This is a genomic window from Castellaniella defragrans, assembly GCF_014203015.1.
GTDB classification, from domain to species: Bacteria; Pseudomonadota; Gammaproteobacteria; order Burkholderiales; family Burkholderiaceae_B; genus Castellaniella; species Castellaniella defragrans.
On record NZ_JACHIB010000004.1, the window covers coordinates 89,634 to 116,632 of the forward strand.

Below are 26,999 nucleotides of genomic sequence, written 5' to 3' on the forward strand. Positions count from 1 at the left end.
CGGGCGGCCCGGCGGGCGTCACAGCCGGATGAAATGTTCCCGGTAATGCTTGAGTTCGTCGATCGATTCCTGGATGTCGGCCAGCGCCTCGTGCTTGCTCGCCTTGACGAAGCTGCGGTAGACCTCGGGCTTCCAGCGCAGGGACAGTTCCTTGAGCGTGCTGACGTCCAGGTTGCGGTAATGGAAATAGGCTTCCAGCCGGGGCATGTATTTGACCATGAAGCGGCGGTCCTGGCCGATGGTGTTGCCGCACATCGGCGACTTGCCGGCCGGCACCAGCGGGGCCAGGAATTCCAGCAGGATGTCCTCGGCCTGCGATTCGGTCAGAGTCGAGGCCTTGACCTTGTCGATCAGGCCGCTCTTGCCGTGGGTGGACTGGTTCCATTTGTCCATGCCGTCCAGCACGGCGGCGTCCTGGTGGATCACCAGCACCGGCGCCTGCGCCACCGGGGTCAGGTCGGGCTCGGTGACGACCATGGCGATCTCCAGGATGCGTTCCTTTTCGGGATCCAGGCCGGACATTTCCATGTCCAGCCAGATCAGGCGCTGATCGTTCGCGGCCATATCCTATAATCCTCTGCTAGCAAAGAATCGATTTTCGCACATTGGCCGGACGGACATGCTGACCCTCCTGTTTCTCGCCTGCCTGGTGGGTGACCTGCTGCTGCGCTACTGGCTGGCGCGCCGGCAGATCCGTCACGTGCTGGCGCACCGCGACACGGTCCCCGCGGCCTTCGCCGACCGCGTCGGCCTGCACAGCCATCAGCGCGCCGCCGACTACACCGTGGCGCGCTGCCAGCTCGCCATGATCGAACGCATCGTCGAGGCCGCCGTGCTGCTGGGCCTGACCCTGCTGGGCGGCCTGCAAGCCCTGGACCTGGCCCTGGGCCGCCTCATCGAATCCGAGCTCTGGCGCCAGATGGCCCTGGTGGGCGTCGTACTGGCCCTGCTGGGCACCGTCGGGCTGGTCTTCTCCGCCTGGCGCACCTTCCGCCTGGAGGCCCGCTTCGGCTTCAACCGCATGACGCCCCGCCTGTTCGTCACCGACGCCCTGAAGATGCTGGCCGTCACCCTGGTGCTGGGCGCCCCGCTGCTGGCCGCCATCCTGTGGATCATGGAATCGGCCGGCACCGACTGGGCCTGGTGGGCCTGGGGCGTGTGGGTGGGCTTCAACCTGCTCGTGCTGTGGCTGTACCCGAGCTTCATCGCCCCGCTGTTCAACCGCTTCACCCCGCTGGACGACCCCGAGCTCGCCCAGCGCATCCACGCCCTGGCCAAGCGCTGCCACTTCGGCCTGTCGGGCCTGTTCGTCATGGACGGCTCGCGCCGCTCCGCCCACGGCAACGCCTATTTCACCGGCTTCGGCCGCCACCGCCGCATCGTGTTCTTCGACACCCTGCTCGCGCGCCTGAACACCGACGAGGTCGAGGCGGTCCTGGCCCACGAACTGGGCCATTTCGCCCACCGCCACATCCTGCGGCGCATCGTCATCAGCTTCGCCGCGGCCGGCGTGCTGCTGCACCTGCTGGCGTGGCTGTCCACCCAGCTCTGGTTCTACACCGGCCTGGGCGTCGTCCCGCAACTGGGCCGGCCCAACGACGGCCTGGCCCTGGTGCTGTTCATGCTGGCCCTGCCGGTGCTGACGTTCTGGTCCACGCCCATCGCCAGCCTGCTGTCGCGGCGCGACGAATTCCAGGCCGACCGCTACGCGGTGCGGCAATGCGGCGCGGCGCCGCTCTCCAGCGCGCTGGTCAAGCTCTACGACGACAACGCCGCCACGCTGACGCCGGATCCGATCCATTCGGCCTGGTACGACAGCCACCCGCCGGCCCCCGTGCGCATCGCGCACCTGCGCGATGCCTGAACCCGCCGCGCTGCAGGGCCTCGTCATCGCCGCTCATGGCCGCCACTACGACGTCGAGATCGACGGCGGCGGCCAGCGCCAATGCTACACGCGCGGCAAGAAGGCCGGTCCGGCCGTGGGCGACCGGGTGCGCGTGCGCCCCGAGGGCCGCCAGGAAGGCGTCATCCTCGACATCCTGCCGCGCCGCAACCTGTTCTACCGTTCCGACGCCCAGCGCAGCAAGCAGTTCGCCGCCAACATCGACCAGCTGCTGCTGGTGCTGGCCTCCGACCCCGGGTTCTCCGACGACCTGACCGGCCGCGCCCTGGTGGCGGCCGCCAGCGCCGGCGTGCCGGCGCTCATCGTGCTGAACAAGGCCGACCTGCCCGGCGCCGCCGCCGCCCGCGCGCGGCTGGCGACCGTCGAATCGCTGGGCACGCCGGTCATCATGCTCAGCGCCCTGGACGCGGCCCAGGTGCGCGCCCTGCTGGCCCCCCGCCTGCAGGGCCGCCTCACGCTGCTGCTGGGCCAGAGCGGCATGGGCAAGTCCACCCTGCTCAACGCGCTGGTGCCCGAGGCCCTGGCGGCGACCCAGGCGCATTCCGAGGCCCTGGGCACCGGCCGCCACACCACCACCCGCACGCAGCGCTACGCCCTGCCCGGAGGCGGCGGCCTGATCGACTCGCCCGGCTTCCAGGCCTTCGGCCTGCAGCACCTGAGCGCCCACGACATCGAGCAGGGCTTCCCGGAATTCGCCGGGCCGATCGCCGAATGCCGCTTCTACAACTGCACCCACCGCCACGAACCGGGCTGCGGCGTGCTGGCGGCCGTCGCGCGCGGCGAGGTGCGCGCCGAGCGCCACGCCCTCTACATGCGCATCCTGGCGGAAAACGAGGCGGGAAAGCGGTATTAGCGTCTGCGATTCCGGTTGAGCCCTCCCCTGGAACCGGGCCATGGGCGCAACGCCGATTCCCGCTGCGACCCTGGTCCGAGGGTCCGGGTTGTCACAAAATGGGGGCCTCGATCGTCTGGATGCCGACATGAGCGACGCGACCCTTACCTTCAATCTCCACCGGCCCCGCCTGCAGGGCATCGCCTACCGCATGCTCGGCTCCTGGGCCGAGGCCGAGGACGTCGTCCAGGACGCCTGGCTGAAATGGCACGCGGCGGACCAGGGCGCCCTGGCGAACATCGAGGCCTGGCTGGTCGCCGTCACGACCCGGCTGTCCATCGACCGGCTGCGGGCCGCCAAGGCGCGGCGGGAGCACTACGCCGGCGCCTGGCTGCCGGAGCCCGACCTGGCGGACCTGGCCGATCCCGCGCCCTCGCCGGAACAGGCGCTGGAGCGCTCGCACGACGTCTCCTACGCCCTGCTGGCGGTGCTGGAACGGCTCTCGCCCGAGGCGCGCGCGGCCTTCCTGCTGCGGGACGTGTTCGACGAGGACTACGGCGAGATCGCCCGGGTGCTGGACCGGACCGAGGCCGCCTGCCGCCAGCTGGTGCACCGCGCCCGGACCCGGCTCAAGGACGAGCGCAAGCCGGCGCCCGTGGCGCCGGAGACGCAGCGCGACCTGCTGCGGGCCTTCGCCCAGGCGGCGTCGAGCGGCGACTTCACCGCGCTCAAATCGGTGCTGGCGGCCGACGCCCAGCTGGTCGGCGACGGCGGCGGCAAGGTCGCCAGCTTCGGCGTGCCGCTGCGGGGCGGACAGCGCATCGCGCAGCTCTACCTGGCGACCTGCCTGCGCTTCCGCGGCCGGGTGCGCTGCGAAATCGCCCTCGCCGCGGGCCAATGGCGGCTGCTGCGCTTCATCGACGGCAGGCTGGAATCGGCGCAGTACCTGGAGACCGACGGCGCGCGCATCACCCGCATCCACGCGCAGCGCAACCCCGACAAGCTGGCGCGGCTCGCGCGGCTCCTGGGCTGTGAACTGAGCGTTCAAGCCTGATCCGCGCACCGGCCCAGGATACCGGGCCGGAAAAATTTTTCGGACGATGCCGTCACAACACGGCCGTGCCGTCCGTCTTGAGTGTGAACCCTTCCACTTTCCACTCGAGGTGATTCCATGTCGTACCCCCGCCTGAACTGGACGGACATCGCGCCCAGGACCTACAAAGCCATGGCCGGCGTCAACGCCACCCTCTCCGGCTCCGCCCTGGGGCCGATCCTGACGGATCTGGTCCAGACCCGCGTTTCGCAGATCAACGGCTGCGCCTTCTGCCTGGACATGCACGCGCGCGACCTGCGCAAGAACGGCGAGACCTGGCAGCGCATCAACAGCCTCCCGACCTGGCGCGAGACCGAACTCTACAGCGCCCGCGAACGGGCGGCGCTGAACTGGGCCGAGACCATGACACGCCTGGCCGACCGGCACGGCGACCGGGATGCCGACTTCGCGGCGCTCCAGGCCGAATTCAGCGACCAGGAAATCGTCGAACTCTGCTGGATGATCGCCGCGATCAACGCCTGGAACCGGATGGCCATCGGCATGCGCGCGCCCATCCCCGCGAAACCGATCGACTGAACGCGGCCCGTCCCCGCCATTTCCCGGAGGGCGCGCGCCCTCCGATCCCCATTTTCACTCAAGGAACCCTGATGAACATCGTCATTATCGGCGGCACCGGCCTCATCGGCCGCAAGCTCTCGGCGCGCCTGCGGCAGGCGGACCACCGCGTGCTGGCCGCCGCGCCCTCCTCGGGCGTGAACTCGGTGACCGGCGAAGGCCTGGACCAGGCGCTGCAAGGCGCCGAGGTCCTGATCGATGTCACCAACGCCCCCTCCTTTGAAGACGGCGCCGTGATGGCGTTCTTCCGCGCCTCCACCGGCAAGCTGCTGCGTGCAGGACGGGCAGCCGGCATCCGCCACTACGTCGCGCTGTCCGTGGTGGGCTCCGAGCGCCTGCCCGAAAGCGGCTACTTCCGTGCCAAGATCGCCCAGGAGTCTCTGATCGCGGACGGCCCGCTTCCCTACACGATCGTCCGCGCCACGCAGTTCTTTGAATTCCTGGATGCCATCGCCCAGTCCTTCACGCGGGACGGGATCATCCGGGCACCCGCCGCCCTGCTGCAACCGATGGCCGCGGATGACGTCGCCGCGGCACTCGCCCGAGTTGCCGTCGAACCGCCCCTGAACGGCCTGCGCGAGGTCGCGGGCCCCGCGCCGTTCCGCCTGACCGACCTGCTGCGAAAAGCGCTCCCGGCACCGGCCGCGGCAAGGATCGTCCAGGACGACGACGCGCTGTATTTCGGCGACCGGATCGACGACACGACCCTGATGCCCGGCGCGCAGGCCAGGCTCGGAACCCTGTCCCTGGAAAACTGGTTGGCGGCCCAAGCCGTGCCGGCCCACTGATGGGAGGTTCCATGCAGACAGCCACACCCCGGATCGCGCTCATCACCGGCGGCGGAGCCGGCATCGGCCTGGCGGCGGCCAGGGCCTTCGCAGCGGCCGGCACCCGCGCCGTGATCACCGGCAGAAACGAGGCCCGCCTGGCCGCCGTCGCCCGGCAGACGCCGGGCATCGACTATATCGTCGCGGACGCGGCCAGCGCGGCGGATGCGGAACGCACCATCGCCACCACCCTCCGGCGCTGGGGACGGCTGGACGTCCTGGTCAACAACGCCGGTGCCGGAGCCCTCCTGCCGCTGGCGCAGGCCGACGCCGAACGCATCGCCGCGATCTTCGCCACCAACGTCGTCGGCCCCTCGCTGCTTGCGCGCGCCGCCCTGCCCCACCTGAAGGCGAGCGCCGGGGCCATCGTCAACGTGTCCAGCACCTTCGGCCACAAGGCCGCCGCGGGACTCTCGCACTATGCCGCCAGCAAGGCGGCCCTGGAGCACATGACGCGCTGCTGGGCGCTGGAGCTCGCGGCGGACGGCATCCGCGTCAACGCGGTCGCCGCGGGACCGACCGAAACCCGCTTCCTGCAGGAGCGCATGCAACTGACGCCCGCCCGGATCGAGGCGGTGAAGGCCGAGGAACGCGCCAGGATCCCGCTGGGTCGGCGCGGTGAACCCGAGGACATCGCACCCTGGATCGTCTCGCTGGCCGCGCCCGGGGCCGCCTGGATCACCGGCCAAGTCCTCTGCGTCGACGGCGGCCTGGACGTCACTTGAGGTCGTTGCCGCCTTGAGGATCGGCCCCGTGCGGGGCTTCCTCCTGAGGGATTTCTTCTTGCGGAACGGCGTCCTGCGGAACGGCGCTCTCAGGAACGACGCCCTGGGGTGCGACGCCCGGGGCGACGATGCCCTGCGAGGCCGCCAGGAAGTGGTAGAAATTGCGGATCAGGATCGCCGTGGCGCCCCAGATGAAATGGGACTGCCAGCGGATCGCGAAATAGCATCGACCGTGGCCCAGGGCGGATTCCATCCGGTGCAGCACGTGCCGGCCGGGGTCCATCAGGACCGCCAGAGGCACCTCGAAGACCTCGGCCACCTCGGATGCGTCGGGCCGGATGTGGAAGCCCGGCAGCAGTTCGCCGATCACCGGCGTCATTAGGAACTGGGTCGTGGTCAGCAGCGTCGGCTGCGTGCCGATGACCTGGACGAAGCGCTGATCGACGCCGATTTCCTCGCGGGTTTCACGGATGGCCGCCGCGATCGGTCCGCTGTCGGTGGACTCGATGCGTCCGCCCGGAAAACTGATCTGGCCGGCATGATGATGCAGGTGCGCGGCGCGGCGCGTGAAGAGCACGTGCAGGCCGGCCTTGCGCTGGACCAGCGGCATCAGGACCGCGGCCTGGCGCGCCCGGGCATAGGAATCCCCGCCGGGGACGAAGGCCTGGGCGAACAGGGGCTCGACCCGCCATTCGACCGGATGCTGGAACGCCTCGCGGATGGCGTCCAGCCGCAGACTTGCCGCGGGCAGGGGCGGCAAGGGCGTGCAGGGCAAGATGGGCTGGACCTGGGGATCGAACCCTGCGACTCGTTCCCTGTCCGGGGCCGGCATCCGATACGACATGAAATCCCGATGGCAAAAACAACAAGGGCACCCGAACGGGTGCCCTTGGATCGATCCGCGATGCCGCGATCAGACGGCCTTGCGAACCAGCTTTTCCTTGATGCGAGCGGCCTTGCCCGTCAGGTTGCGCAGATAATACAGTTTAGCACGGCGGACATCGCCCCGGCGCTTGACCTCGATCGAGGCGATCTGCGGGGAATACAGCTGGAAGGTCCGCTCGACGGCTTCGCCCGAGGAGATCTTGCGCACGGTGAAGGCGGAATTCAGGCCGCGGTTGCGACGGGCGATGACCACGCCTTCATAGGCCTGGGCGCGCTTGCGCGAACCTTCGACCACGTTGACGTTCACGACGACCGTGTCGCCCGGGGCGAATTCGGGGATGGTGCGGCCTTCGGTCAGGCGCGCGATTTCTTCTTTTTCGAGGGTTTCGATCAGGTTCAAGATAGGCTCCAGGGCATCATGGGCACCGGGTTTTGATCACGAATGTGAATGTATTGGGAAGACCGGGCCAGAGGATGCAAACCAGGGATTATATCAGAACCCGGCGGCCGCACAGCCATCGGAACCCATCAGAACCCGGCGGCCGCACCCAGCCACATCATGCCGGGGATCATGGCGGCCCAGGTGAGAACCATGAGGACATCGCCCGCCAGCGCCGCCAGACGGCGCCAGCCCAGCCCCAGGCCGGCACGGGGCCGATGGACCCGCACCGCCGCCCGCGCAGGCCGCCCCCGCCGGACGGGGTGCCCCGCCGGCCGGCCGCCCCACGAGCCGCCCGGCACCCAGGGCCCCTGCAGCACGCCCGGGGCATGCGGACGCAAGGCCCGCGCCGCGCCGTGCGCCGGACCGCGAGCCGTGCCGCGCCCGGTAGCGCCCGCGTGCGCGCCATTCCAGCCCCACGCCCCATTCCAAGCCATCGATCCCGCCATGTCGAACCTCCAAGGTGCGCCCGGCGTGAAAGCCGCCGGAACTGTTGTTTTATCCAGTATTCGCAGATACTGTACAAAGAAACAGTGGTGGATGCAAGAGGAGAATTTCCGGAAGGAATCCCGCATGCGTCGTTCCCGCGCCGGGCGCAGCCACGCTGGCCGATCCATCCGACAACGAGGGCGACGATGCCGTGCCGGCGGCGAAGCCGGCACGCCCCGCACCCTGCGCCCCTGGAACACAGGGCCGCTACTGCGGCAGGACCGGAAACCGCCGGCGGCGCCTGCCGGGCATCGCGGCCTGCAAGGCCCTGTTCCGCTCCCGGGACCGATCCACCAGGCTCGCCAGCTTGCTCAGCGAAAACGAAAACCCCGGCGCCGGACGGGGTCCGGCGGCCGGGGTCGGGGCGGCCCGCAGCGGGGCCGGCATGCGGGGGATCGGGTACAGGATCCGATGCGGAATCCGGTCCGGAACCTGATCGGGGAATCAGAGGTCCGGCTGCGGCGTGATGCGCAGGTAGGGGCGGATCTCGGTGTAGCCCTTGGGGAATTTTTCCTTCAGGACGGCCGGGTCCTTGATCGAGGGGGCGATGATGACGTCCTCGCCCTGCTTCCAGTTCACCGGGGTGGCGACGCTGTAGTTGTCGGTCAGCTGGAGGGAATCCAGGGCGCGCAGGATCTCGTCGAAGTTGCGGCCGGTGCTGGCCGGGTAGGTCAGGATCAGGCGGATCTTCTTGTTCGGGTCGATGACGAACACCGAGCGCACCGTGGCGGTGGTGCTGGCGTTCGGGTGGATCATGTCGTAGAGGGTCGCGACCTTGCGGTCCTCGTCGGCCAGAATCGGGTACTGGACGTCGGTCTTCTGGGTGTCGTTGATGTCCTTGATCCAGTCGATGTGCGACTGCTTGCCGTCGACCGAGACGGCGATCACCTTGGCGCCGCGCTTGGCGAATTCGCCCGACAGGATGGCGGTGTAGCCCAGCTCGGTGGTGCAGACGGGCGTGAAGTCGGCCGGATGGGAGAACAGGACACCCCAGCTGTCGCCCAGGAATTCGTGAAACTTGATCTTGCCCAGGGAGGATTCCTGTTCAAAATCGGGGGCGGTGTCGCCCAGACGCAGAGTGGCCATCAATAGCTCCTGTTTCAAGTGTCTGCCGCCCGGACGATCCGGGCGGCGAATTGGTTTAGACACTTAAGATTTTTGCAGAATATAAATAGCTATTGAAATACCGGATCGTTATGTCTATATCTGCGCCTGGCGCACATAGCGGTCCACCAGCCCGCCGTCCCGGATGGCCGACTGCAGCGCCAGCGTGCGCGGCAGCACGTGGGCGGCGTACTGCACGGCCGTGGCGATCTTGTTCGGGTGGAAGGCGTCGGTCGAGCCCTCGCCGATGGCCGCGGCCGCGGCCAGGGCGGAGCGCCCCAGCTGCCAGCCGGCGTGCGCGGTGCCGGCCAGCATCAGGCACGGCACGCTGCCGGTGAAGACGCCGCGGATGTCCTCGCGCACGTGCTCCAGCACGAAGGCCAGCGCCGATTCGTAGGCGCCGGCCGCCGTGTCCAGGCGCTCGCCGATCATGGCCAGCGCATCGGCATGCACGCCGCTGGCCGCCCGCAGGGCCGCGGCCGTCTCGCGCATCCCGGCGATCTGCCCGCGCGCCACGGCGCCGCCGTCGCGCACCAGCTTGCGGCCGATAAAGTCGTTGGCCTGGATCGCCGTGGTGCCTTCGTAGATGGGCAGGATGCGGGCGTCGCGGTAATACTGGGCGGCGCCGGTTTCCTCGATGAAGCCCATGCCGCCATGCACCTGCACGCCCAGCGAGGCGACCTCGACGGAGGATTCGGTGGAGAATCCCTTGACGATGGGCACGAAGTATTCGTAGATGGCCTTGCAGCGGGCGCGTTCCGCCTCGTCCGCCAGATGGGCCGCCTTGTCGCGGTAGCCGGCCGCCACGTAGGCGACGGCGCGCGCGCCTTCGGTCAGGCCGCGCATGGTCCCCAGCATGCGCGCCACGTCGGGATGGCGCACGATGGGCACCGGGCCGGCGGAGCCTTCCAGGGCATTGCCCTGGATGCGCTCGGCCGCATAGGCCGCCGCATGCTGCAGCGCGCGTTCGGACACCGCCACGCCCTGCAGGCCGACGGCGTAGCGCGCCGCGTTCATCATGATGAACATGTATTCCAGGCCGCGGTTCTCCTCGCCGATCAGGTAGCCGACGGCGCCGCCCTCGCCCGCCTCGCCCTGGCCCGAACCGTACAGCAGCACCGCCGTCGGGCTGCCGTGGATGCCGAGCTTGTGCTCGAGGGACGCGCACACCACGTCGTTGCGGGCGCCCAGGCTGCCGTCGTCCCGGACCAGGAACTTGGGCACGATGAACAGGGAGATGCCCTTGACGCCCTTGGGCGCGTCCGGCGTGCGCGCCAGCACCAGGTGGATGATGTTCTCCGCCATGTCGTGATCCCCATACGTGATGAAGATCTTCTGGCCGGTGATGCGGTAGCTGCCGTCGTCCTGGCGCACGGCCCGGCTCTTGAGCAGGGCCAGGTCGGAGCCGGCCTGCGGCTCGGTGAGGTTCATGGTGCCGGTCCAGCGGCCTTCCAGCAGGGGCGGGATGAAGCGGGCCTTCTGCGCGTCCGAGCCCACCATGGACAGGGCCTCGATCACGCCGTCGGTCAGCAGCGGACACAGGGAAAAGGCCAGGTTGCCGGCGTTGATGCTTTCGGTGACCGGCGCGGCGACGAGCTTGGGCAGCCCCTGGCCGCCGAGTTCGGCCTCGTGCGGCAGGCCCTGCCAGCCGCCTTGCGCGAAGGCCTGGAACGCCGCCTTGAAGCCGGGCGTGGTGCGCACGCCGTCCTCGCTCCAGCGGGCCGGCTCGGTGTCGCCCGCGCGGTTCAGCGGCGCGATCTCCTGTTCGACGAAGCGCGCGTTTTCCTCCAGCACGGCATCGACGAGGTCTTCGGAGACCTCCTCGAAGCCCGGCAGCGCCAGCACGCCGCGCAGGTCGGCCAGCTCGCGCAGAATGAAACGGATATCCTGGATGGGAACCTGGTATGTCATGGCAATTCCTGTGGTGCGCGGGGCCTAAAAAGGCCCCCCAACGCCGCGCCTTCGGCTTGTATCCACCGCGCGGCTCGCAAGCCGCTTGGATTCGCCAGGCACGGAACAGTCCACTAGGACTGTCCCGTGTCCGGGCTCATCCCCGCGAGCTTGGTCAGATCAGGCTTAGAGCGCCTGGACGAGTTCGGGCACGGCCTGGAACAGGTCGGCCACCAGGCCGTAGTCGGCCACCCCGAAGATCGGCGCCTCGGCGTCCTTGTTGATCGCCACGATCACCTTCGAGTCCTTCATCCCCGCCAGGTGCTGGATCGCCCCCGAGATCCCGACGGCCACGTACAGCTGCGGCGCCACGATCTTGCCCGTCTGGCCCACCTGCCAGTCGTTGGGCGCGTAGCCCGCGTCCACCGCCGCGCGCGACGCGCCCAGCGCCGCGCCCAGCTTGTCGGCCAGCGGATCCAGGATCTTGAAGTTCTCCGCGCTGCCCAGACCGCGCCCGCCCGAGACGACCACCTTCGCGGCGGTCAGCTCCGGCCGGTCGCTCTTGGCCAGCTCGCGGCCCACGAACGAGGACTTGCCCGCATCGCCCACCGCCTCGACCGTCTCGATCGCCGCCGCGCCGCCCTCGGCCGCCACCGCGTCGAACGCCGTCGTGCGCACCGTGATGACCTTCTTCGCGTCGCCCGACTGCACCGTCGCCAGCGCGTTGCCCGCGTAGATCGGCCGCACGAACGTGTCGGCCGACTCCACCGCCACGATGTCCGAGATCTGCGCCACGTCCAGCCTGGCCGCCACGCGCGGGGCCACGTTCTTGCCCGAGGCCGTGGCCGCGAACAGGATGTGCCCGTAGCCGCCGGCCACCGCCAGCACCTGCGCGGCCAGGTTCTCGGCCAGCCCCTCGGCCAGCGCCGCGCCGTCGGCCAGCAGCACCTTGCTCACCGAGCCCACCTGCGCGGCCTGCTCGGCCACCGCGCGCGCGCCCGAGCCCGCCACCAGCACGTGCACCTCGCCGCCGATGGCCGCAGCCGCCGCCACCACGTTGCGCGTCGCCGCCCCCAGCTGGGCGTTGTCGTGTTCAGCTATGACCAGAATGCTCATTCAAACCACCTTCGCTTCGTTCTTGAGTTTGTCCACCAGGGTCGCCACGTCGGGCACGATCACGCCGGCCGCGCGGCTGGGCGGCTCGGCCACCTTCAGCGTCTTCAGGCGCGGGGCCACGTCCACCCCCAGCGACTCGGGCGTGACCGTGTCCAGCGGCTTTTTCTTCGCCTTCATGATGTTGGGCAGCGTCACGTAGCGCGGCTCGTTCAGCCGCAGGTCGGTGGTGATCACCGCCGGCAGCGCCAGGCTGAGCGTCTCCAGGCCGCCATCGACCTCGCGCGTGACCTGGACGCGATCGCCCTGCACCTCCACGCGGCTCGCGTTGGTCGCCTGCGGCCAGTCCAGCAGCGCGGCCAGCATCTGGCCGGTCTGGTTGGCGTCGTCGTCGATCGCCTGCTTGCCCAGCACCACCAGCCCGGGCTGCTCCTTGTCCACCAGCGCCTTGAGCAGCTTGGCCACCGCCAGCGGCTGCAGCTCGGCATCGCTCTGCACCAGGATGCCCCGGTCCGCGCCGATGGCCATGGCCGTGCGCAGGGTCTCCTGGCACTGCGCCACCCCGCACGACACCGCCACGATCTCGGCGGCCGCACCCTTTTCCTTCAGCCGCACCGCTTCCTCGACCGCGATTTCGTCGAACGGGTTCATCGACATCTTGACGTTGGCGATGTCCACGCCAGTGTGATCGGATTTCACGCGTACCTTGACGTTGTAGTCAACCACGCGCTTGACCGGTACCAGGACCTTCATCGAGCATACTCCAGAATGGAAAGAAAACAGGACGGCCGCGCCCGGCGACGAATCGCACCGCGCGCGGCCCCATCAGTAACCGCCCAGCGCCCGCACATGCGCCACCGCGCTGCGCCCCAGGGCGGACAGGTCGTAACCGCCTTCGAGGAAGCTGACGATCCGCCCCTGGGCGGATTCGGCCGCGATCTCGACCAGACGTTCGGTGATCCAGGCGTAGTCCGCCTCGACCAGTTTGAGACTGCCCATGTCGTCCTCGCGGTGGGCGTCGAAGCCCGCCGACACCAGGATCAGCTCGGGCTGGAAACTGCGCAGCGCCGGCAGCCAGTATTTCGACACGAGGGTGCGGATCACGTCGCCGCCGGAATACGCATCGACCGGGATGTTGAGCATGTTCGGCCCCAGGTCTTCGTGGCGGGTATCCGGGAACAGCGGGTATTGATAGAAGCTGCACATCAGGATCCGGTCTTCCTTCAGGAAGACTTCTTCGGTGCCGTTGCCGTGGTGGACGTCGAAATCCACGATGGCGACGCGCGACAGGCCGTAGTGGTCCAGGGCGTAGCGCGCCGCGATGGCGATGTTGTTGAAGAAGCAGAAGCCCATGGCCTTTTCGGGACAGGCATGATGGCCCGGCGGACGGATGGCGCAGAAGGCGGTCTGCGCATGGCCGGCCATGATCTCGTCCAGGGCCGTCAGGCCGGCGCCGGCCGCCGCCCAGGCCGCCTGCAGGGTGTCCGGGTTCATGATCGTGTCCGGATCCACCGGGAAATAGCCGTGCGCCGGCGCGTGCTGGCGCAGATACGCCAGGTATTCCGGCGTGTGCACCCGCAGCACGTCTTCGGGCCGGGCCGGGCGCCCCGTGCGGTGAGACAGGAAATCCATCAAGCCGTTGGCGGCCAGCTGATCGGCCACCGCATCCAGGCGTTGGGGGGATTCGGGGTGCCAGGCCCCCATCTCATGCAGCCGGCAGGCCGGATGGGTAATATAGAGTGTCTCCATAAGGGCGATTATGTTCAGACCAACCCGTATTTTGCAAGTTGCCGTAGCGTCGCTTTTCATTTCGGGCTGCGCCAGCAGCCATAGCGATTCCGGACCGTCCGCCGCCGCCCTTGCGGGGACAACGAATCAAACAATTGTTTCAAACGATCGTATTAATTCTAGCAGAACACTTTCCATTGGGAAACAGGCGCCCGTGCGCGGCGATTTCCTCGGCGCCGACGGCCGCCTGCTGCCCGAAGTGCAGGCCTTCGCCCGCGAAACCGCGCAGGCGCACGCCCTGCCCCTGGACGGCGTGGAAGCCCTGCTGGCCGAGGCCCGCTACGACGCCACGGCGGCCCGCCTGATGGCGCCGCCCGCGCGCACGGGCCGCATCCGCCGCGCCTGGACCAGCTACCGCCAGCGCCACGTCGATGCGGTGCGCATCCGCGAGGGCGTCTCGTTCTGGCAGGCGCACCGGGCCGCGCTGGACCGCGCCAGCGCGCGCACCGGCGTGCCGCCCTCGATCATCGTCGCCATCATCGGCATCGAGACCGTCTACGGCCGCTACACCGGCGACCACCGTGTCCTGGACACCCTGGCCACGCTGGGATTCCGCTATCCCGACCCGAACCGGCCGGAGCGCCAGGCGATGTTCCGCGAACAGCTGGCCGACCTGATCGTGCTGGACCACCGGGGGGAACTGGATGCGCGGGTCGTGGAAGGCTCGTTCGCGGGCGCCATGGGGCTGCCCCAGTTCATGCCGGGCAGCCTGATGCGCTACGCCGCGGACGGCGACGGCGACGGCCGCGTGGACCTGGCCGGCAACACGGAAGACGCCATCGCCTCGGTGGCGGCGTTCCTGCAGGCGCACGGCTGGGTGCGGGGCGTGCCGGTCTTCGCCCCCGTGGCCCTGCCCGCCGATGCCGTGCGGCGGGCCCAGGACGGCCTGAAGCCCGAAACCGACTGGGCCGCGCTGCGGGCGGCGGGCGCCCGGGCGCTGCCGGGCGGCGGCACGGCCTGGCAGGCCCAGCCGCTGGGGGTGATCGACCTGCGCGACGAGATCCGCGGCACCCACGAGGTGCGCTGCGCCACGCCCAATTTCTTCGCCATCACCCACTACAACCGCAGCTATTTCTACGCGGCGTCGGTGGCGGATCTGGCGCACGAGATCGCCGACCGCATCGGCTACGGCGATCCGAACCGGCTCGACGGGCCGGGAGCGCGGGCGGCCGCGGGACGCCTCCCCCGCGGCTGAGGCTGCCGGCCGGGAGCCCCCGCGGCCTGGCGGCCCGTTCGTTCAGTGCCCAGGTCGTTCAGCGTCCGGTTCGTTCGGTGACCGATTCGTTCGATGACCGGCGCGTTCGGTGACCGGTTCGTTCGGTGCCCAGGTCGTCCAGTGTTCAGGTCGTCCGGTGCCCAGATCGTCCAGCGTTCAGTTGAAGACGCCGGTGGACAGGTAGCGGTCGCCGCGGTCGCAGACGATGAAGACGATGGTGGCATCGTGCGCCGTGGCGGCCACGCGCAGCGCGGCCACGGCCGCGCCGGCCGAGGAGATCCCGCCGAAGATGCCTTCCTCGGCGGCCAGGCGCCGCGCCATGGTCTCGGCCTGCTCCTGGGTGATGGGCTCGAAGGCGTCGACGCCGGCCGGATCGTAGATGCTGGGCTGGTAGGCCTCGGGCCACTTGCGGATGCCGGGAATGTGCGCGCCTTCGGCCGGCTGGGCGCCGATGATGCGCACGGCCGGATTGCGCTCGCGCAGGAACGCCCCCACCCCCATGATGGTGCCGGTCGTGCCCATGGCGCTGACGAAGTGGGTGATCCGGCCGCCGGTCTGCTCCCAGATTTCCGGGCCGGTGGTTTCGTAATGCGCGCGGGGATTGTCGGCGTTGGAGAACTGGTCCAGGACCTTGCCCTTGCCCTCGGCCTGCATCCGCAGCGCCAGATCGCGGGCGTATTCCATGCCGCCGCCCTGGGCGGGCGTGAGGATGAGCTCGGCCCCGTAGGCCGTCATGGCGGCGCAGCGTTCCTGGGAGGAGTTGTCGGGCATGATCAGGATCATGCGGTAGCCGCGCACGGCGGCGGCCATGGCCAGGGCGATGCCGGTGTTGCCGCTGGTCGCCTCGATCAGGGTGTCGCCGGGACGGATGTCGCCGCGCGATTCGGCCTGCCGGATCATGCTGAGGGCGGCGCGGTCCTTGACCGAGCCGGCGGGATTGTTGCCTTCCAGCTTGGCCAGGATCACGTTGCCGCGCGGCTCGCCGAGGTCGCCCGGCAGCCGCTGCAGGCGCACCAGAGGCGTGGAACCGATGACGTCTTCGATGGTGGGGTAGGTTTTCATGGACGAAATCATACACCCGCCCATCCGCCGCGCCGGGCTTGTCCCCAGGACCGGAATATGCTTATGAGAAGACGGCATACCGGGCGGCATGCCGCGCCTGTCCGGTGCGCACATCCCGGGCCCGGGGACGAGCGGCGCGGGCTCAGCGCCTGCCCGCCGCCGGCCGCGCCGCAGCCGCAGCCGCCGAGCCTGGCGCGCCGGGCAGGCCGGGCGAACCCGCTGCCCCGGACGAGCCCGCTGCCCCCGAAGCGCCCGCTGTCCCCGAAGCGCCCGCCGGGCCGGGCAAGCCCGATGAACCGGATGGGCCACCGGCGCCGGCCGCCCCGGCGGCGGCCCGGGCGGCGGCGCCCTGCCCCGACAGGCGCGTGCCGCCGCCGTCGATGGTCAGGCCCGCCGACTGCAGGGCCTGGGCGCGGCGCGGGCCGATGCCGCGCACGCGATCCGACAGGTCGGCGAACGACAGGTAGCGTCCGCCCCGCTCGCGTTCGTCGAGGATGACCTGGGCGGTCTTGGGGCCGATGCCGCGGATGCCGCGCAGCTGGTCCAGCGTGGCGGTGTTCAGGTCCACCGCGCCCGCCGCGCCGGCCCAGGCCAGGGCGGCGACGCCGGCCGCCGCCAGCAGGCGCGACAGGCGGTGTACGTGCGGCCGGACGGCGCGCCGGACGCCCGACCGCCCCCGGGCCGCGGCATCGGGAACGCAAGGCCCGGGGGCGCCCGCCGGCCGGGAGAGGCCCGAAAGCCCCGCAAGGCCGGCGGCCGGCGCGCCGGGGCCGGGAATGCGGATCCGCGACCCATCATCCGGGCGGGTGCGGACGGCATCGGAAGACGCGGCCGCCGGCCGGCCGGCCGTCTCGTGCAGAAAAGGATTCATGACCGACTCCTGTGGTGTGAGGGTCCGGTCATGATGCCCTGGACGGGCGGCGCATGGAGGGGGTCTTGATCCGGAATGTCCGTCCGGGAAAACACGCGCGGCGCGCGTGCGCCGGCGACGCAGGCTGCGGCAGCCGGCGGCGCGCCGCCGACCCGGCCGGCCCGCGGCGCGGGCGCCCCGCCCGGGATCAGCCGACCGTCAGCCGCCCCGATTCCAGCAGCCGGGCGACGTAGGCGTTCACCCCCGTCTGCACGTCGCTGAAGGCGCCCGTGTAGCCGGCGGCGCGCAGCCGGGCCAGGTCGGCCTGGGTGTGACTCTGGTAGCGGCCCTTCAGGTCGTCCGGGAACGGGATGTAGCGCAGCTGCCCGCCCGCCGCCAGTTCCTCCAGCGGCAGGGCGAGCTGGCCTTTGTGCACGCGCAGGCTGTTGACCACGGTCTGGGCGACGTCGTTGAAGGGCTGGGCGCGTCCGGTGCCGCAATTGAAGATGCCGGAGACTTCCGGGTGATCGAGGAAGTGCAGGTTGACCTTGACCACGTCGTCGATGAAGACGAAGTCGCGCTGCTGGCCGCCGTCCGGGTAGCCGTCCCAGCCGCCGAACAGGCGCACGTGGCCTTCGCGCGCGTACTGGTTCATGTTGTGGAAGGCCACCGACGCCATGCGGCCCTTGTGCTGCTCGCGCGGACCGTAAACGTTGAAATAGCGCAGGCCCACCACCTGGGCCGTGAGGCGGTCCATGCGCCGGCGCAGCACCTGGTCGAACAGCAGCTTGGAATAGCCGTAGACGTTCAGCGGCGCCTCGCAGGCCGGGTCCTCGACGTAGCGCGGGCCGGCCCCGTACACGGCGGCCGAGGAGGCGTACAGGAAGGGGACTTCCCGGGCCTGGCAGTACTCGAACAGTTCCAGCGTGACGCGGAAATTGTTGTCCATCATGAAGCGGCCGTCGCGCTCCGTGGTGTCGGAGCAGGCGCCCTGGTGGAACACGGCTTCGGGCCGCGGCAGCTCGCCCGCCAGCACGCGGCGGCGGAAATCGTCCTTGTGCTGGTAGTCGGCGATCTGCAGGTCGGCCAGGTTGCGGAACTTGTCGCCGTCGGTCAGGTCGTCGACCGCCAGGATGTCGGTGATGCCGCGCGCGTTCAGGCCGCGGACCAGGTTGCTGCCGATGAAGCCGGCCGCGCCGGTGACCACGATCATGATGTCAATTCCTCTGCGGTGACGATGGAGGTGCCCAGCTTGCCGACGACGATGCCGCCGGCGCGGTTGGCCCAGGTCATGGCATCGAACCAGTCCAGGCCGGCAGCCCGGGCGACGGCCAGGGTGGCGAGCACGGTGTCGCCCGCGCCGGACACGTCGAAGACTTCGTGCGCCTGGGCGTCCGCGTGCTGGCGGCCTTCGGCGGTGAACAGGGTCATGCCCTGCTCGGAGCGGGTGATCAGCAGGGCTTCCAGTTCCAGTTCCTGGCGCAGGGCCTGGGCGCGGCGCGTCAGGTCGTCCTCGGAATCCCAGCGGCCGACGGCGTCCTGCATCTCGCTGCGGTTGGGCGTGACCAGGGTGGCCCCGCGGTAGCGCGGGTAGCGGTGGCCCTTGGGATCGACCAGCACCGGGATGCCGCGCGCGCGCGCCGCGCGGATCATGGGCTCGACCCGGGACAGGGCGCCCTTGGCGTAGTCGGACAGCACCAGCAGGTCGTAGTCCGCCAGAGCCTCGGCCAGGCCCGCGTCCAGGGCGTCCAGCGCGCGCGCGCCCGGCCCCTGCTCGAAATCGACCCGCAGCAGCTGCTGCTGGCGCCCCAGCACCCGCATCTTCAGGGTGGTGTCCATGCCTTCGGCGTCCTCGACCAGGTGGTCGCGCACGCCGGCCTCGCGCGCCAGGGCGCGCACACGGTCGCCGGCCTCGTCGGTGCCGATCACGCCCAGCAGCCCCGCGCGGGCGCCCAGGGCGACGATGTTGCGGGCGACGTTGGCCGCGCCGCCCAGGCGGTCTTCCCGGCGGGCGACCCGCACCACCGGCACGGGCGCCTCGGGCGAGATGCGGTCGACTTCGCCGAACCAGTAGCGGTCCAGCATGATGTCGCCGGCGACGAGGATCCGGGCGGCGGCGGCCGCCTGGACCGGGAATACGGTGACGGACTCCGGTCCGCGGGCCGGCGCTCCGCCGCCACTATTCAGGGGAGCCTTCGGCTCCGAATGGGAACCGCCTCGCTCGGCCCCGGCGTGACCGGCGAGGCCTGCGCTCTGGCGCGTGGTCATCGAATTTCCTCCAGGCGGCGCGGCCGGTAGGTTTCCCAGGTGTTGCAGCCCGGGCATTGCCAGTAATAGCGCCGCGCCTCGAAGCCGCAGTGGCCGCAGGCGTAGCGGTCCAGGCGCTGGGTGTGCTTGTGGATCATGCTGCGCAGCAGGCCCAGGTCGGCCCCCGGCACCAGCGGCTCGCCGGGAAGGCCCCCGCCGCCCGGGGAAACGTCCGGCGCGGCCTCCGCCGTGCGCCCGGCGCGTTCGCCCCCCCCCTGGGCGAGCTCGACTTCCAGCAGGCGGTCCAGGCCCAGCAGCGAGGGATGGGCGCGCAGCGCCTGGCGGGCGAAGGCCCAGGCCGGGACGGCGCCTTCCGTGGCGCGCAGGGCGCGGAAGATGACGTTGAACAGGTCGAGCGTGGGCAGCCGCCCGTACTGCTCGCGCAGCAGCGACAGGCCCTCGGCGGCGCGTCCCAGGGCGGCGTAGCAGTCCAGCAGCGGCTGGGCCACCAGGCCGGAGAATTCGGGCGCCGTGGACAGGACGTCCTGGAGGTGCGCGCGCTGGGATTCCAGGTCGCCGCGCAGGGCCGCCCAGCGGGCGCGCAGCATGCGCACGCGGGTTTCGGAGGCGGGGGTGGAGCCGTTGCGGCGCACGGCGTTCTCGGCGGCGTCCAGGGCCTGGGCGGCGGCGTCGAAATCGGGCGTTCTGGCTTCCATCAGCGCCTGCGCCCGCTCGCAGTGGTAGTGCGCCAGCTGCGGGACGGGCTCGTCGATGCGGGCGCGCAGCTGCTGGACGGTGTCGATCGCCTTGTCCCAGTCGTGCTCGGATTCGTGGATGCGCACCAGGGCGCGCAGGGCCTCCAGATCGTGGCGGGTCTGCAGCACCGCCCGGAAGCCTTGTTCGGCGCGGTCCAGCATGCCGGCCTTGAGGAAGTCCTGGGCCAGGGCCAGCTGGGCGTTTTCACGGTCCGGCAGGGGCAGGTCGCCGCGCGAAAGCAGGCTCTGGTGCACGCGGATGGCGCGCTCGATCTCGCCCCGGCGGCGGAACAGGCTGCCCAGGGCGAAATGCAGTTCGGTGGTTTCCGGATCGAGCTTGGCGACCTCGACGAAGGCGTCGATGGCCCGGTCGGGCTGCTCGTTGAGCAGGAAATTCAGGCCCTTGAAGTAGGAATCGGGCAGCGCCCGGGTCTCCGACAGCATCTGGCGGAAGTCGAAGCGCGCCGCCAGCCAGCCCAGGCCGAACAGCACCGGGACGATGATCAGCCACCAGGGCTCGAAATCCACGGCCCGCCCCCCGGACTTACAGGGGCGCCAGCGGCGCGACGGTTTCGGGGATCACCGGGGCGGATGCGGCCTGGGGATGATCCAGGGCATCCTGGACGCGGGCGAGCTCGCGGCGCAGGCGATTGATCTCGCGGCGGCGGCGCAGCATGGACGTGGCCGCCATCAGCAGGCCGAAGGCCACGCCCAGGACGAAGGCCGCGAGCATCACGACGATCAGCGGAACCTGGCTGAGGACGTGGTCGGCGAACAGGCCGACATCCACCGGCGCCGTGTTCTTGAGGGCGAAAAGCAGCACGATGACAAAGATCACCAGCCGCAGAATCCAGACCAGGTAGCGCATGCGACAAGCTCCTCGGGGCAATCCCGCCATTGTAAACGGAAAGGGAATCGGTAATGAAAACGGGCGGGGCCTCGCAGGAGGCACCGCCCGTCGTATCGGCCGCGATGGCGCGGCCCGGCCCGCGTCACATCATGCGGGCCTGGTACAGATCGGCCACGGTGGCGGGCTCGTCGGCGTCGCCGCCGCCGGGGCCCTGGTCCACGCGTTCGCGCAGTTCCTTGCCGGGCTTGAAGTGCGGCACCAGCTTGGCCGGCACATGCACTTTTTCACCCGACTTGGGATTGCGTCCCACGCGCGGCTGGCGCCGCGAGAGGGAAAAACTGCCGAAGCCGCGGATTTCGATGCGCTGGCCCTGGGCCAGCGCATCGGCCATCGCGTCGAGGACCGTCTTGACAGCAAAGTCCATGTCGCGGGCCGCCAGTTGAGGATAGCGGCCCGCCAGCACGGCGATGAGTTCGGACTTGGTCAGGCCAGGCATCACTCGTCGCGCTGCTGGTCGAGCTTGGCCTTCAGCAGGGCGCCCAGGTTGGTGGTGCCCGAGGAGGCGCTGGCTTCGGTCATGCGCTGGATGGTTTCGGCCGTCTCGGCGTTGTCGCGGGCCTTGATCGACAGCTGGATCGAACGCGCCTTGCGGTCGATGTTGATGATCATGGCTTCGACCTGGTCGCCGGCGTGCAGGACCGTGGTGGCGTCCTCGACGCGGCCGGCGGAGATTTCCGAGGCGCGCAGGTAGCCTTCGACGTCCACGGACAGCGTCACGACGGCGCCCTTGGGTTCGACGGACTTCACGGTGCCCGACAGGACGGCGCCCTTGTCGTAGGTGGCCACGAAGTTGTTGAACGGATCGCCTTCGAGCTGCTTGACGCCCAGGGAGATGCGTTCCTTGTCGGTGTCGATGCCCAGCACCACGGCGTCGATCTCGTCGCCCTTCTTGAAGTTGCGCACGGCCTCTTCGCCGGTCTCGGACCAGGAGATGTCGGACAGGTGCACCAGGCCGTCGATGCCGCCGGGCAGGCCGACGAACACGCCGAAGTCGGTGATCGACTTGATGGCGCCGTGGACCTTGTCGCCGCGCTTGAAGTTGGAGGCGAAATCCTCCCAGGGGTTCGGGCGGCACTGCTTCATGCCCAGCGAGATGCGGCGGCGGTCTTCGTCGATTTCCAGGACCATGACTTCGACTTCTTCGCCCAGGGTCACGACCTTGCGCGGATCGACGTTCTTGTTGGTCCAGTCCATTTCGGAGACGTGCACCAGGCCTTCGATGCCGGCTTCGACTTCGACGAACGCACCGTAGTCGGTGAGGTTGGTGACCTTGCCGAACAGGCGGGTGCCTTGCGGGTAGCGGCGGCCCAGGCCGATCCAGGGATCTTCGCCCAGCTGCTTGACGCCCAGCGAGACGCGGGATTTTTCCTGGTCGAACTTGAGGACCTTGGCTTCGATTTCCTGGCCCACCTGCAGCACTTCGGAGGGGTGGCGGACACGGCGCCAGGCCATGTCGGTGATGTGCAGCAGGCCGTCGATGCCGCCCAGGTCCACGAACGCGCCGTAGTCGGTGATGTTCTTGACGATGCCCTTGACGATGGCGCCTTCGTGCAGCGTTTCGAGCAGCTTTTCGCGTTCCTCGCCCATGCTGGCTTCGAGCACGGCGCGGCGCGACAGCACGACGTTGTTGCGCTTGCGGTCGAGCTTGATGACCTTGAATTCGAGGGTCTTGCCTTCGTAGGGGGTGGTGTCCTTGACGGGACGCAGATCGACCAGCGAGCCCGGCAGGAAGGCGCGGATGCCGTTGGTCATGACCGTCAGGCCGCCCTTGACCTTGCCGGTGATGGTGCCGTTGACCAGTTCGCCGGATTCCAGGGCCTGTTCGAGCTGCAGCCAGGCCGACAGGCGCTTGGCGCGGTCGCGCGACAGGATGGTGTCGCCGTAGCCATTTTCCAGGGAATCGATGGCGACGGAGACGAAGTCCCCGCCCTGCACTTCCAGGTCGCCCTGGTCGTTCAGGAATTCTTCGAGGGGGATGTAGGCCTCGGACTTGAGGCCGGCGTTGACCACGACGAAATTGTGGTCGACGCGCACGACTTCGGCGGAGATGACCTCGCCGGAGCGCATGTTCTGATCCTTGATGCTGGCGGCAAACAGATCGGCAAAGCTTTCACCGCCCAGGGCGGCTTCGGTGGTAAGGGTGGACATGAACGATAGATCCATACGCCCCGAGGGGCAATCATGACACGCCGGACAAAACGCCCGGCGGAGTGAACAACATCCCGCCGCGGGGAAGACGCCGGAAAAAGGCGCCTTCCTCAGGCGGGCCCGCGTGCAGACCAGAGATCCAGCACTTGACGCACCACGTCATCGATCCCCTGATGGGACGAATCCACGGTGACCGCATCCGCCGCGGCAACAAGCGGCGCATGCGCCCGACCCCGGTCTCGTGCATCACGAGACCGCAGGTCTTGCAAAAGGTCGTCTAGATTAGCAGAAAAACCCTTGTCCTTCAACTGCTTATGGCGCCGTTGCGCCCGCACCTCGACGCCCGCGTCGAGAAAGATTTTCAGGGGGGCGTCGGGGAAGACCACGGTGCCCATGTCGCGCCCGTCCGCCACCAGGCCCGGCGCCCGGCGAAAGTCCTGCTGGCGCGCCAGCAGCGCCTCGCGCACCGCCGGCCAGGCGGCCACGCGCGAGGCCAGGTTGCCGACCGCTTCCTGGCGGATCAGGCGGCCGACGTCCTCGCCGCCCAGGAAGACGGTATCGGACTCGAAGCGCGCGTCCAGGTGCCGCGCCAGCCGGGCCGCCTGGGCCTCGTCGCTGCCGTCGCCGCCCTCGCGCAGCACCGCCAGGGCGGTCAGGCGGTAGAGCGCGCCGCTGTCGAGCACGTGCCAGCCCAGGGCCCGGGCCACCCGCTGGGCGATCGTGCCCTTGCCCGAGGCCGTGGGGCCGTCGATGGTGATGACCGGCGCGCTCCGCGCCGGGGCGCCGCCGGCGGGATCCGCGGCCTCCAGCAGGCGGCGGAAGTCGGTGAAATAGTCCGGATAGGTCTTGCTGACACAGCCTGGGTCCAGGATGGTCACCGGCACCGGGCCGAAGGCCGCCAGCGAGAAGCACATCGCCATGCGGTGATCGTCGTAGGTGCGGATCTCGGCGGCGCGCCAGCCGTCCGGCGGCAGGGGATGCACGGTGAGGCTGTCGGCGTCGGATTCCACGCGCGCGCCCAGGCGGACGAGTTCGGCGTGCATGGCGGCGATGCGGTCGGTTTCCTTGACGCGCCAGCTGGCGATGTTGCGCAGCCGGCAGGGGCCGTCGGCGTACAGCGCCAGCACGGCGGCGGTCATGGCGGCGTCGGGAATCAGGTTGAAGTCCCGGTCGAAGGCCTTGAGCCGCCCGCCGGCGGCCACCACGCGGCCCCGCACCGTCAGGGCGCCGGCCTCGCGTTCGACCCGCGCGCCCATGGCCTCGACCACCTCGGCGAAGGCCACGTCGCCCTGGATGCTGTCGCCGCCCACGCCTTCGATGCGGATCGGACCGCCCGCGATGGCGCCCAGCCCGAGGAAGTACGAGGCGGACGAGGCGTCGCCCTCGATGCGGTAGCGGCCCGGGCTGCGATAGCGCGCGTCGGCCGGGATGGTGAAGCGTTCCCAGCCCTCGCGCCGCACGCGCACGCCGAAGCGTTCCATCAGGTTCAGGGTGATGAGGATGTACGGCTTGGAGATCAGCGGGCCGTCCAGCTCGACGACCACGTCATGGCCGGCGCGGCGGGCCGCGATCGGCGCGGCCATCAGCAGCGCCGTGAGGAACTGGCTGGACACGGAGCCGCGCACCCGCACCGGCCGGCGCACGTCCAGGCGCCCGCGGCCGATGCGCAGCGGCGGATAGCCGTCCTGGCCCTCGTATTCGATCTCGCAGCCCAGGCCGCGCAGCGCCTCGACCAGGTCGCCGATGGGCCGTTCGTGCATGCGCGGCACGCCCGAGAGGCGGTAGTCCCCGCCCATCATCGCCAGGGCGGCGGTGAGCGGCCGGAAGGCCGTGCCCGCGTTGCCGAGGAACAGGTCGGCCTGTTTCTGCGGCCAGTCGGCGGCGCCGTCCAGGCTCAGCCGCTCCGGGCCGTCCGGGCGCAATTCCAGGCCCAGGCCCTGCAGGGCCGCGCGCATGACCCGCGTGTCGTCGGAATCGAGCAGGCCTTCCAGCCCGGTCGTGCCTTCGGCCAGCGCCGCCAGCAGCAGCGCCCGGTTGGAAATGCTCTTGGATCCCGGCAGCGTCACCGTGCCGCGCGCCCGCGCGGCCGGCGCCAGGCACAGGGAAGGTTCGCGCCCCGCGGCGCCGGTCGTGTTCATTGCATCTGGCTCCTGCCGCCCCAGAACCGGCGGGCGAGCGCCGCCTGTTCGAGCAGGGCTTCGAGCGCGGCGGGGTCGGGCTCGCCTTCGAGGGTCGCCCGCAGCAGCCGCAGCGCCTGGTCGAAGCCGTCCAGTTCGCGCAGCACCGCCGCCCGGTTGGAAAGAAAGATGTCGCGCCAGACCTCGGCGGAGCCCGCCGCGATCCGGGTGAAGTCCCGGAACCCCGTGCCGGCCAGGCTCAGGCGCGTATCGGCGTCGTCGGCCCGGACGATCTGGGCCATGTAGGCGGCCGCCAGGAAATGCGGCACGTGGCTGACGGCCGCCAGCGCCCGGTCGTGAGCCTCGGGCGTCATCAGCGCGATGCGCGCGCCGCAGGCTTCCCAGACCCGGATCAGGCGATGCTGCAGCAGGCCGGGCGTGTCCTCGAACGGGGTCAGCACGACCTTGCGGCCGTGGTACAGCATGGGATCGGCCGCCTCGGGGCCGGTCATTTCCGAGCCCGCGATGGGGTGGCCGGGGATGAACTGCGCGTGGCGCTCGCCCAGGATGTCCAGGGCCAGGCGCGCCACGTCGGCCTTGGTGCTGCCGGCGTCGGTGATCAGGGTGCCGGGCCGCAGCACGGGCGCGAGGTCCCGCAGGACCGGCGCCATGGCGCCCACCGGGGTGGCGAGGAAGATCAGGTCGGCCTCGGCCGCCGCCCGGGGCAGGTCGGCGATCTCGTCGATCAGGCCGAGGTCGCGCGCACGCTGGAGCGAGGCGGGATTGCGGCCGACGCCCAGCACCCGGCCCGCCTGCCCCACCCGGCGCAGGGCCGCCGCGAACGAGCCGCCGATCAGCCCCGTGCCGACGACGGCCAGCACCGGAACGAGTGGAACGGAACCGGGGTCGTCGTTCATGCCTGCAGCACGGCCTTCAGGGCATCGAGGAGGCGGGCGTTTTCCTCGGGCAGGCCGATGCTGACCCGCAGATGCTCGGGCAGGCCGTCGCCGGCCACGGGGCGCACGATGACGCCCCGGCGCAGGAGCTCGCCGTTGATGCGGGCGGCCTCGCCCACGCGCACCAGCACGAAATTCGCGGAGCTGGGCACGAAATCCAGTCCCAGTGCGGCGAAGCCTTCCTGGAGCTGCGTGCGGCCCGCGCGGTTCAGCGCATAGGTGCGCGCCAGGAAATCGGCGTCGTCCAGGGCGACGCGCGCGGCGAGCTGGGCGAGGACGCCGACGTTGAAGGGCTGGCGCACGCGGTTGAGCAGGTCGGTGAGCGCCGGCTGCGCCAGGGCGTAGCCCACGCGCAGCCCCGCCAGGCCGTAGGCCTTGGAGAAGGTGCGGGTGACGATGAGGTTGGGGAATTCGCGCACCCACTGCGTGCTGTCCGCGCGCTCGTCGGGATCGAGATATTCGTCGTAGGCTTCGTCCAGCAGCACGACGACGCGCTCGCCGTGCCGTTCGCGGACGGATTCCAGGAAGGCGCGCACGCGCGGGCCGGACAGATGGGTGCCGGTGGGGTTGTTCGGATTGGCGATGAACACCAGCCGCGTGTCCCCGGCGACCGCCGCCAGCATGGCGTCCAGGTCGTGGCCGTAGTCGCGCGCCGGCACCATGAGGTGGCGCGCGCCGCGGGCCTGGGTGGCGAGGCGGTAGACCACGAACGCGTGCTGCGCGTAGACGGCCGACGTGCCCTCGTCCAGCAGCGCCAGGGAGGCGAGCTCCAGCAGGTCGTTGGAGCCGTTGCCCAGCGTGAGCCAGTTCGCCGGCACCTGGTGGCGCGCCGCGAGCGCGGCCTTCAGCTCGAAGCCGTTGGGGTCCGGATAGCGGCCGTGCAGGGCGCCGGCGGCCTCGGCGAGCGCCGCGCGCACGCGGTCCGAGCAGCCCAGCGGGTTTTCGTTGGAGGCGAGCTTGATGATGCCGGCCGGGTCCAGCCCGTATTCGCGGGCGAGTTCCTCGATCGGCTTGCCGGCCTGGTAGGGAGCGATGGCGCGGACGTGGGCGGGCGCCGGGATGTCTGTCATGGAT

General features: G+C 70.2%; 27 protein-coding genes. 7 read left to right on the forward strand and 20 right to left on the reverse strand.

The genetic code is table 11. The features are described from left to right. Positions 1 to 18: 18 nt before the first annotated feature. Positions 19 to 564 (reverse strand): oligoribonuclease, encoded by a 546-nt coding sequence (gene orn, locus HNR28_RS04225; protein WP_043681504.1) that lies wholly within the window; start codon positions 562 to 564, stop codon positions 19 to 21. A 55-nt stretch (positions 565 to 619) separates the two neighbouring features. Between orn and HNR28_RS04230 the strand changes: the two genes are divergently transcribed. The 6 genes from HNR28_RS04230 to HNR28_RS04255 all read left to right on the forward strand — a co-directional run bounded on the left by HNR28_RS04230 (position 620) and on the right by HNR28_RS04255 (position 5,956). Beyond that, entirely contained in the window at positions 620 to 1,864 is a 1,245-nt protein-coding gene (locus tag HNR28_RS04230; RefSeq protein WP_043681501.1) for a M48 family metallopeptidase, read from the forward strand. Further along, on the forward strand, positions 1,857 to 2,756 hold the full coding sequence (rsgA, locus tag HNR28_RS04235) for a ribosome small subunit-dependent GTPase A (protein ID WP_151023820.1): 900 nt from the start codon (positions 1,857 to 1,859) through the stop codon (positions 2,754 to 2,756). The genes HNR28_RS04230 and rsgA overlap by 8 nt, the downstream gene beginning before the upstream one ends. Positions 2,757 to 2,883: 127 nt before the next feature. Next, entirely contained in the window at positions 2,884 to 3,789 is a 906-nt protein-coding gene (locus HNR28_RS04240; RefSeq protein WP_151023819.1) for an RNA polymerase sigma-70 factor, read from the forward strand. A gap of 117 nt (positions 3,790 to 3,906) precedes the next feature. After that, positions 3,907 to 4,365: a carboxymuconolactone decarboxylase family protein gene (locus tag HNR28_RS04245; protein WP_151023818.1), complete on the forward strand. Its 459-nt coding sequence runs from the start codon at positions 3,907 to 3,909 to the stop codon at positions 4,363 to 4,365. 71 nt (positions 4,366 to 4,436) lie between these two features. After that, complete coding sequence (locus HNR28_RS04250; protein ID WP_151023817.1) at positions 4,437 to 5,192, forward strand: SDR family oxidoreductase; 756 nt, start codon at positions 4,437 to 4,439, stop codon at positions 5,190 to 5,192. Between the two features lie 11 nt (positions 5,193 to 5,203). Next, the gene (locus HNR28_RS04255; RefSeq protein WP_151023816.1) at positions 5,204 to 5,956 is read left to right on the forward strand and encodes an SDR family NAD(P)-dependent oxidoreductase; all 753 of its coding nucleotides are present in this window, start codon (positions 5,204 to 5,206) and stop codon (positions 5,954 to 5,956) included. Here the strand turns inward: HNR28_RS04255 and HNR28_RS04260 are convergent. From HNR28_RS04260 to HNR28_RS04295, 8 genes are all read right to left on the reverse strand, one after another. Then, positions 5,949 to 6,731, reverse strand: coding sequence for a CoA pyrophosphatase (locus tag HNR28_RS04260; protein ID WP_244978175.1), 783 nt, complete (start codon positions 6,729 to 6,731; stop codon positions 5,949 to 5,951). The genes HNR28_RS04255 and HNR28_RS04260 overlap by 8 nt on opposite strands. Before the next feature lie 138 nt (positions 6,732 to 6,869). After that, positions 6,870 to 7,241 carry a 50S ribosomal protein L19 gene (gene rplS / locus HNR28_RS04265; protein WP_043681486.1) on the reverse strand — a complete coding sequence of 124 codons (372 nt, stop codon included), beginning with the start codon at positions 7,239 to 7,241 and terminating at the stop codon, positions 6,870 to 6,872. 128 nt (positions 7,242 to 7,369) lie between these two features. Continuing rightward, positions 7,370 to 7,621, reverse strand: coding sequence for a hypothetical protein (locus HNR28_RS04270; RefSeq protein ID WP_184142539.1), 252 nt, complete (start codon positions 7,619 to 7,621; stop codon positions 7,370 to 7,372). Positions 7,622 to 8,213: 592 nt separating this feature from the next. Further along, complete coding sequence (locus tag HNR28_RS04275) at positions 8,214 to 8,855, reverse strand: peroxiredoxin (RefSeq protein ID WP_043681481.1); 642 nt, start codon at positions 8,853 to 8,855, stop codon at positions 8,214 to 8,216. A 114-nt stretch (positions 8,856 to 8,969) separates the two neighbouring features. Further along, a complete protein-coding gene (locus HNR28_RS04280) occupies positions 8,970 to 10,784 on the reverse strand; it encodes an acyl-CoA dehydrogenase (protein ID WP_043681479.1) in 1,815 nt (604 codons plus the stop codon). Positions 10,785 to 10,949: 165 nt separating this feature from the next. Continuing rightward, complete coding sequence (locus HNR28_RS04285; RefSeq protein WP_043681477.1) at positions 10,950 to 11,879, reverse strand: electron transfer flavoprotein subunit alpha/FixB family protein; 930 nt, start codon at positions 11,877 to 11,879, stop codon at positions 10,950 to 10,952. Beyond that, the gene (locus HNR28_RS04290) at positions 11,880 to 12,629 is read right to left on the reverse strand and encodes an electron transfer flavoprotein subunit beta/FixA family protein (RefSeq protein ID WP_151025391.1); all 750 of its coding nucleotides are present in this window, start codon (positions 12,627 to 12,629) and stop codon (positions 11,880 to 11,882) included. Between the two features lie 72 nt (positions 12,630 to 12,701). Continuing rightward, on the reverse strand, positions 12,702 to 13,625 hold the full coding sequence (locus HNR28_RS04295; RefSeq protein ID WP_043681472.1) for a histone deacetylase family protein: 924 nt from the start codon (positions 13,623 to 13,625) through the stop codon (positions 12,702 to 12,704). Between the two features lie 10 nt (positions 13,626 to 13,635). On the opposite strand from HNR28_RS04295, the gene mltB reads away from it, so the two are divergent. Further along, positions 13,636 to 14,859 (forward strand): lytic murein transglycosylase B, encoded by a 1,224-nt coding sequence (gene mltB, locus HNR28_RS04300; RefSeq protein WP_151025390.1) that lies wholly within the window; start codon positions 13,636 to 13,638, stop codon positions 14,857 to 14,859. A 177-nt stretch (positions 14,860 to 15,036) separates the two neighbouring features. Here the strand turns inward: mltB and cysM are convergent, their stop codons facing one another. The 11 genes from cysM to hisC form a co-directional block, all read right to left on the reverse strand. Further along, on the reverse strand, positions 15,037 to 15,942 hold the full coding sequence (gene cysM / locus HNR28_RS04305) for a cysteine synthase CysM (RefSeq protein ID WP_151025389.1): 906 nt from the start codon (positions 15,940 to 15,942) through the stop codon (positions 15,037 to 15,039). Positions 15,943 to 16,084: 142 nt separating this feature from the next. Continuing rightward, positions 16,085 to 16,813: a ComEA family DNA-binding protein gene (locus HNR28_RS18290; protein ID WP_184142523.1), complete on the reverse strand. Its 729-nt coding sequence runs from the start codon at positions 16,811 to 16,813 to the stop codon at positions 16,085 to 16,087. Positions 16,814 to 17,000: 187 nt separating this feature from the next. Beyond that, positions 17,001 to 18,005: an ADP-glyceromanno-heptose 6-epimerase gene (gene rfaD / locus HNR28_RS04315; protein ID WP_151024937.1), complete on the reverse strand. Its 1,005-nt coding sequence runs from the start codon at positions 18,003 to 18,005 to the stop codon at positions 17,001 to 17,003. Further along, a complete protein-coding gene (rfaE1, locus tag HNR28_RS04320; protein ID WP_151024936.1) occupies positions 18,002 to 19,060 on the reverse strand; it encodes a D-glycero-beta-D-manno-heptose-7-phosphate kinase in 1,059 nt (352 codons plus the stop codon). Before rfaE1 ends, rfaD begins: the two co-directional genes overlap by 4 nt. Continuing rightward, positions 19,057 to 20,322 carry a lipopolysaccharide assembly protein LapB gene (gene lapB, locus HNR28_RS04325; protein WP_151024935.1) on the reverse strand — a complete coding sequence of 422 codons (1,266 nt, stop codon included), beginning with the start codon at positions 20,320 to 20,322 and terminating at the stop codon, positions 19,057 to 19,059. The genes rfaE1 and lapB overlap by 4 nt, the downstream gene beginning before the upstream one ends. Positions 20,323 to 20,338: 16 nt before the next feature. Beyond that, complete coding sequence (locus HNR28_RS04330; RefSeq protein ID WP_043681460.1) at positions 20,339 to 20,662, reverse strand: LapA family protein; 324 nt, start codon at positions 20,660 to 20,662, stop codon at positions 20,339 to 20,341. A 124-nt stretch (positions 20,663 to 20,786) separates the two neighbouring features. After that, positions 20,787 to 21,131 (reverse strand): integration host factor subunit beta, encoded by a 345-nt coding sequence (locus tag HNR28_RS04335; protein ID WP_043686171.1) that lies wholly within the window; start codon positions 21,129 to 21,131, stop codon positions 20,787 to 20,789. A gap of 8 nt (positions 21,132 to 21,139) precedes the next feature. Then, positions 21,140 to 22,852: a 30S ribosomal protein S1 gene (rpsA, locus tag HNR28_RS04340; protein WP_043686168.1), complete on the reverse strand. Its 1,713-nt coding sequence runs from the start codon at positions 22,850 to 22,852 to the stop codon at positions 21,140 to 21,142. Positions 22,853 to 22,962: 110 nt separating this feature from the next. Beyond that, positions 22,963 to 24,990, reverse strand: a complete 2,028-nt coding sequence (locus HNR28_RS04345; RefSeq protein WP_151024934.1) for a bifunctional 3-phosphoshikimate 1-carboxyvinyltransferase/cytidylate kinase — start codon at positions 24,988 to 24,990, stop codon at positions 22,963 to 22,965. Then, positions 24,987 to 25,886, reverse strand: coding sequence for a prephenate dehydrogenase (locus HNR28_RS04350; protein WP_151024933.1), 900 nt, complete (start codon positions 25,884 to 25,886; stop codon positions 24,987 to 24,989). Before HNR28_RS04350 ends, HNR28_RS04345 begins: the two co-directional genes overlap by 4 nt. Continuing rightward, a complete protein-coding gene (hisC, locus tag HNR28_RS04355) occupies positions 25,883 to 26,995 on the reverse strand; it encodes a histidinol-phosphate transaminase (protein ID WP_151024932.1) in 1,113 nt (370 codons plus the stop codon). Before hisC ends, HNR28_RS04350 begins: the two co-directional genes overlap by 4 nt. Positions 26,996 to 26,999 lie beyond the last annotated feature (4 nt).

What these genes read in the sequence shown, in the direction of transcription:
- orn (WP_043681504.1), bottom strand. Translation starts at nt 564, where the DNA reads ATGGCCGCGAACGATCAGCGCCTGATCTGGCTGGACATGGAAATGTCC.
- HNR28_RS04230 (WP_043681501.1), top strand. Translation starts at nt 620, where the DNA reads ATGCTGACCCTCCTGTTTCTCGCCTGCCTGGTGGGTGACCTGCTGCTG.
- rsgA (WP_151023820.1), top strand. Translation starts at nt 1,857, where the DNA reads ATGCCTGAACCCGCCGCGCTGCAGGGCCTCGTCATCGCCGCTCATGGC.
- HNR28_RS04240 (WP_151023819.1), top strand. Translation starts at nt 2,884, where the DNA reads ATGAGCGACGCGACCCTTACCTTCAATCTCCACCGGCCCCGCCTGCAG.
- HNR28_RS04245 (WP_151023818.1), top strand. Translation starts at nt 3,907, where the DNA reads ATGTCGTACCCCCGCCTGAACTGGACGGACATCGCGCCCAGGACCTAC.
- HNR28_RS04250 (WP_151023817.1), top strand. Translation starts at nt 4,437, where the DNA reads ATGAACATCGTCATTATCGGCGGCACCGGCCTCATCGGCCGCAAGCTC.
- HNR28_RS04255 (WP_151023816.1), top strand. Translation starts at nt 5,204, where the DNA reads ATGCAGACAGCCACACCCCGGATCGCGCTCATCACCGGCGGCGGAGCC.
- HNR28_RS04275 (WP_043681481.1), bottom strand. Translation starts at nt 8,855, where the DNA reads ATGGCCACTCTGCGTCTGGGCGACACCGCCCCCGATTTTGAACAGGAA.
- HNR28_RS04280 (WP_043681479.1), bottom strand. Translation starts at nt 10,784, where the DNA reads ATGACATACCAGGTTCCCATCCAGGATATCCGTTTCATTCTGCGCGAG.
- HNR28_RS04285 (WP_043681477.1), bottom strand. Translation starts at nt 11,879, where the DNA reads ATGAGCATTCTGGTCATAGCTGAACACGACAACGCCCAGCTGGGGGCG.
- HNR28_RS04290 (WP_151025391.1), bottom strand. Translation starts at nt 12,629, where the DNA reads ATGAAGGTCCTGGTACCGGTCAAGCGCGTGGTTGACTACAACGTCAAG.
- HNR28_RS04295 (WP_043681472.1), bottom strand. Translation starts at nt 13,625, where the DNA reads ATGGAGACACTCTATATTACCCATCCGGCCTGCCGGCTGCATGAGATG.
- mltB (WP_151025390.1), top strand. Translation starts at nt 13,636, where the DNA reads ATGTTCAGACCAACCCGTATTTTGCAAGTTGCCGTAGCGTCGCTTTTC.
- cysM (WP_151025389.1), bottom strand. Translation starts at nt 15,942, where the DNA reads ATGAAAACCTACCCCACCATCGAAGACGTCATCGGTTCCACGCCTCTG.
- HNR28_RS18290 (WP_184142523.1), bottom strand. Translation starts at nt 16,813, where the DNA reads ATGAATCCTTTTCTGCACGAGACGGCCGGCCGGCCGGCGGCCGCGTCT.
- rfaD (WP_151024937.1), bottom strand. Translation starts at nt 18,005, where the DNA reads ATGATCGTGGTCACCGGCGCGGCCGGCTTCATCGGCAGCAACCTGGTC.
- rfaE1 (WP_151024936.1), bottom strand. Translation starts at nt 19,060, where the DNA reads ATGACCACGCGCCAGAGCGCAGGCCTCGCCGGTCACGCCGGGGCCGAG.
- HNR28_RS04330 (WP_043681460.1), bottom strand. Translation starts at nt 20,662, where the DNA reads ATGCGCTACCTGGTCTGGATTCTGCGGCTGGTGATCTTTGTCATCGTG.
- rpsA (WP_043686168.1), bottom strand. Translation starts at nt 22,852, where the DNA reads ATGTCCACCCTTACCACCGAAGCCGCCCTGGGCGGTGAAAGCTTTGCC.
- HNR28_RS04345 (WP_151024934.1), bottom strand. Translation starts at nt 24,990, where the DNA reads ATGAACACGACCGGCGCCGCGGGGCGCGAACCTTCCCTGTGCCTGGCG.
- HNR28_RS04350 (WP_151024933.1), bottom strand. Translation starts at nt 25,886, where the DNA reads ATGAACGACGACCCCGGTTCCGTTCCACTCGTTCCGGTGCTGGCCGTC.
- hisC (WP_151024932.1), bottom strand. Translation starts at nt 26,995, where the DNA reads ATGACAGACATCCCGGCGCCCGCCCACGTCCGCGCCATCGCTCCCTAC.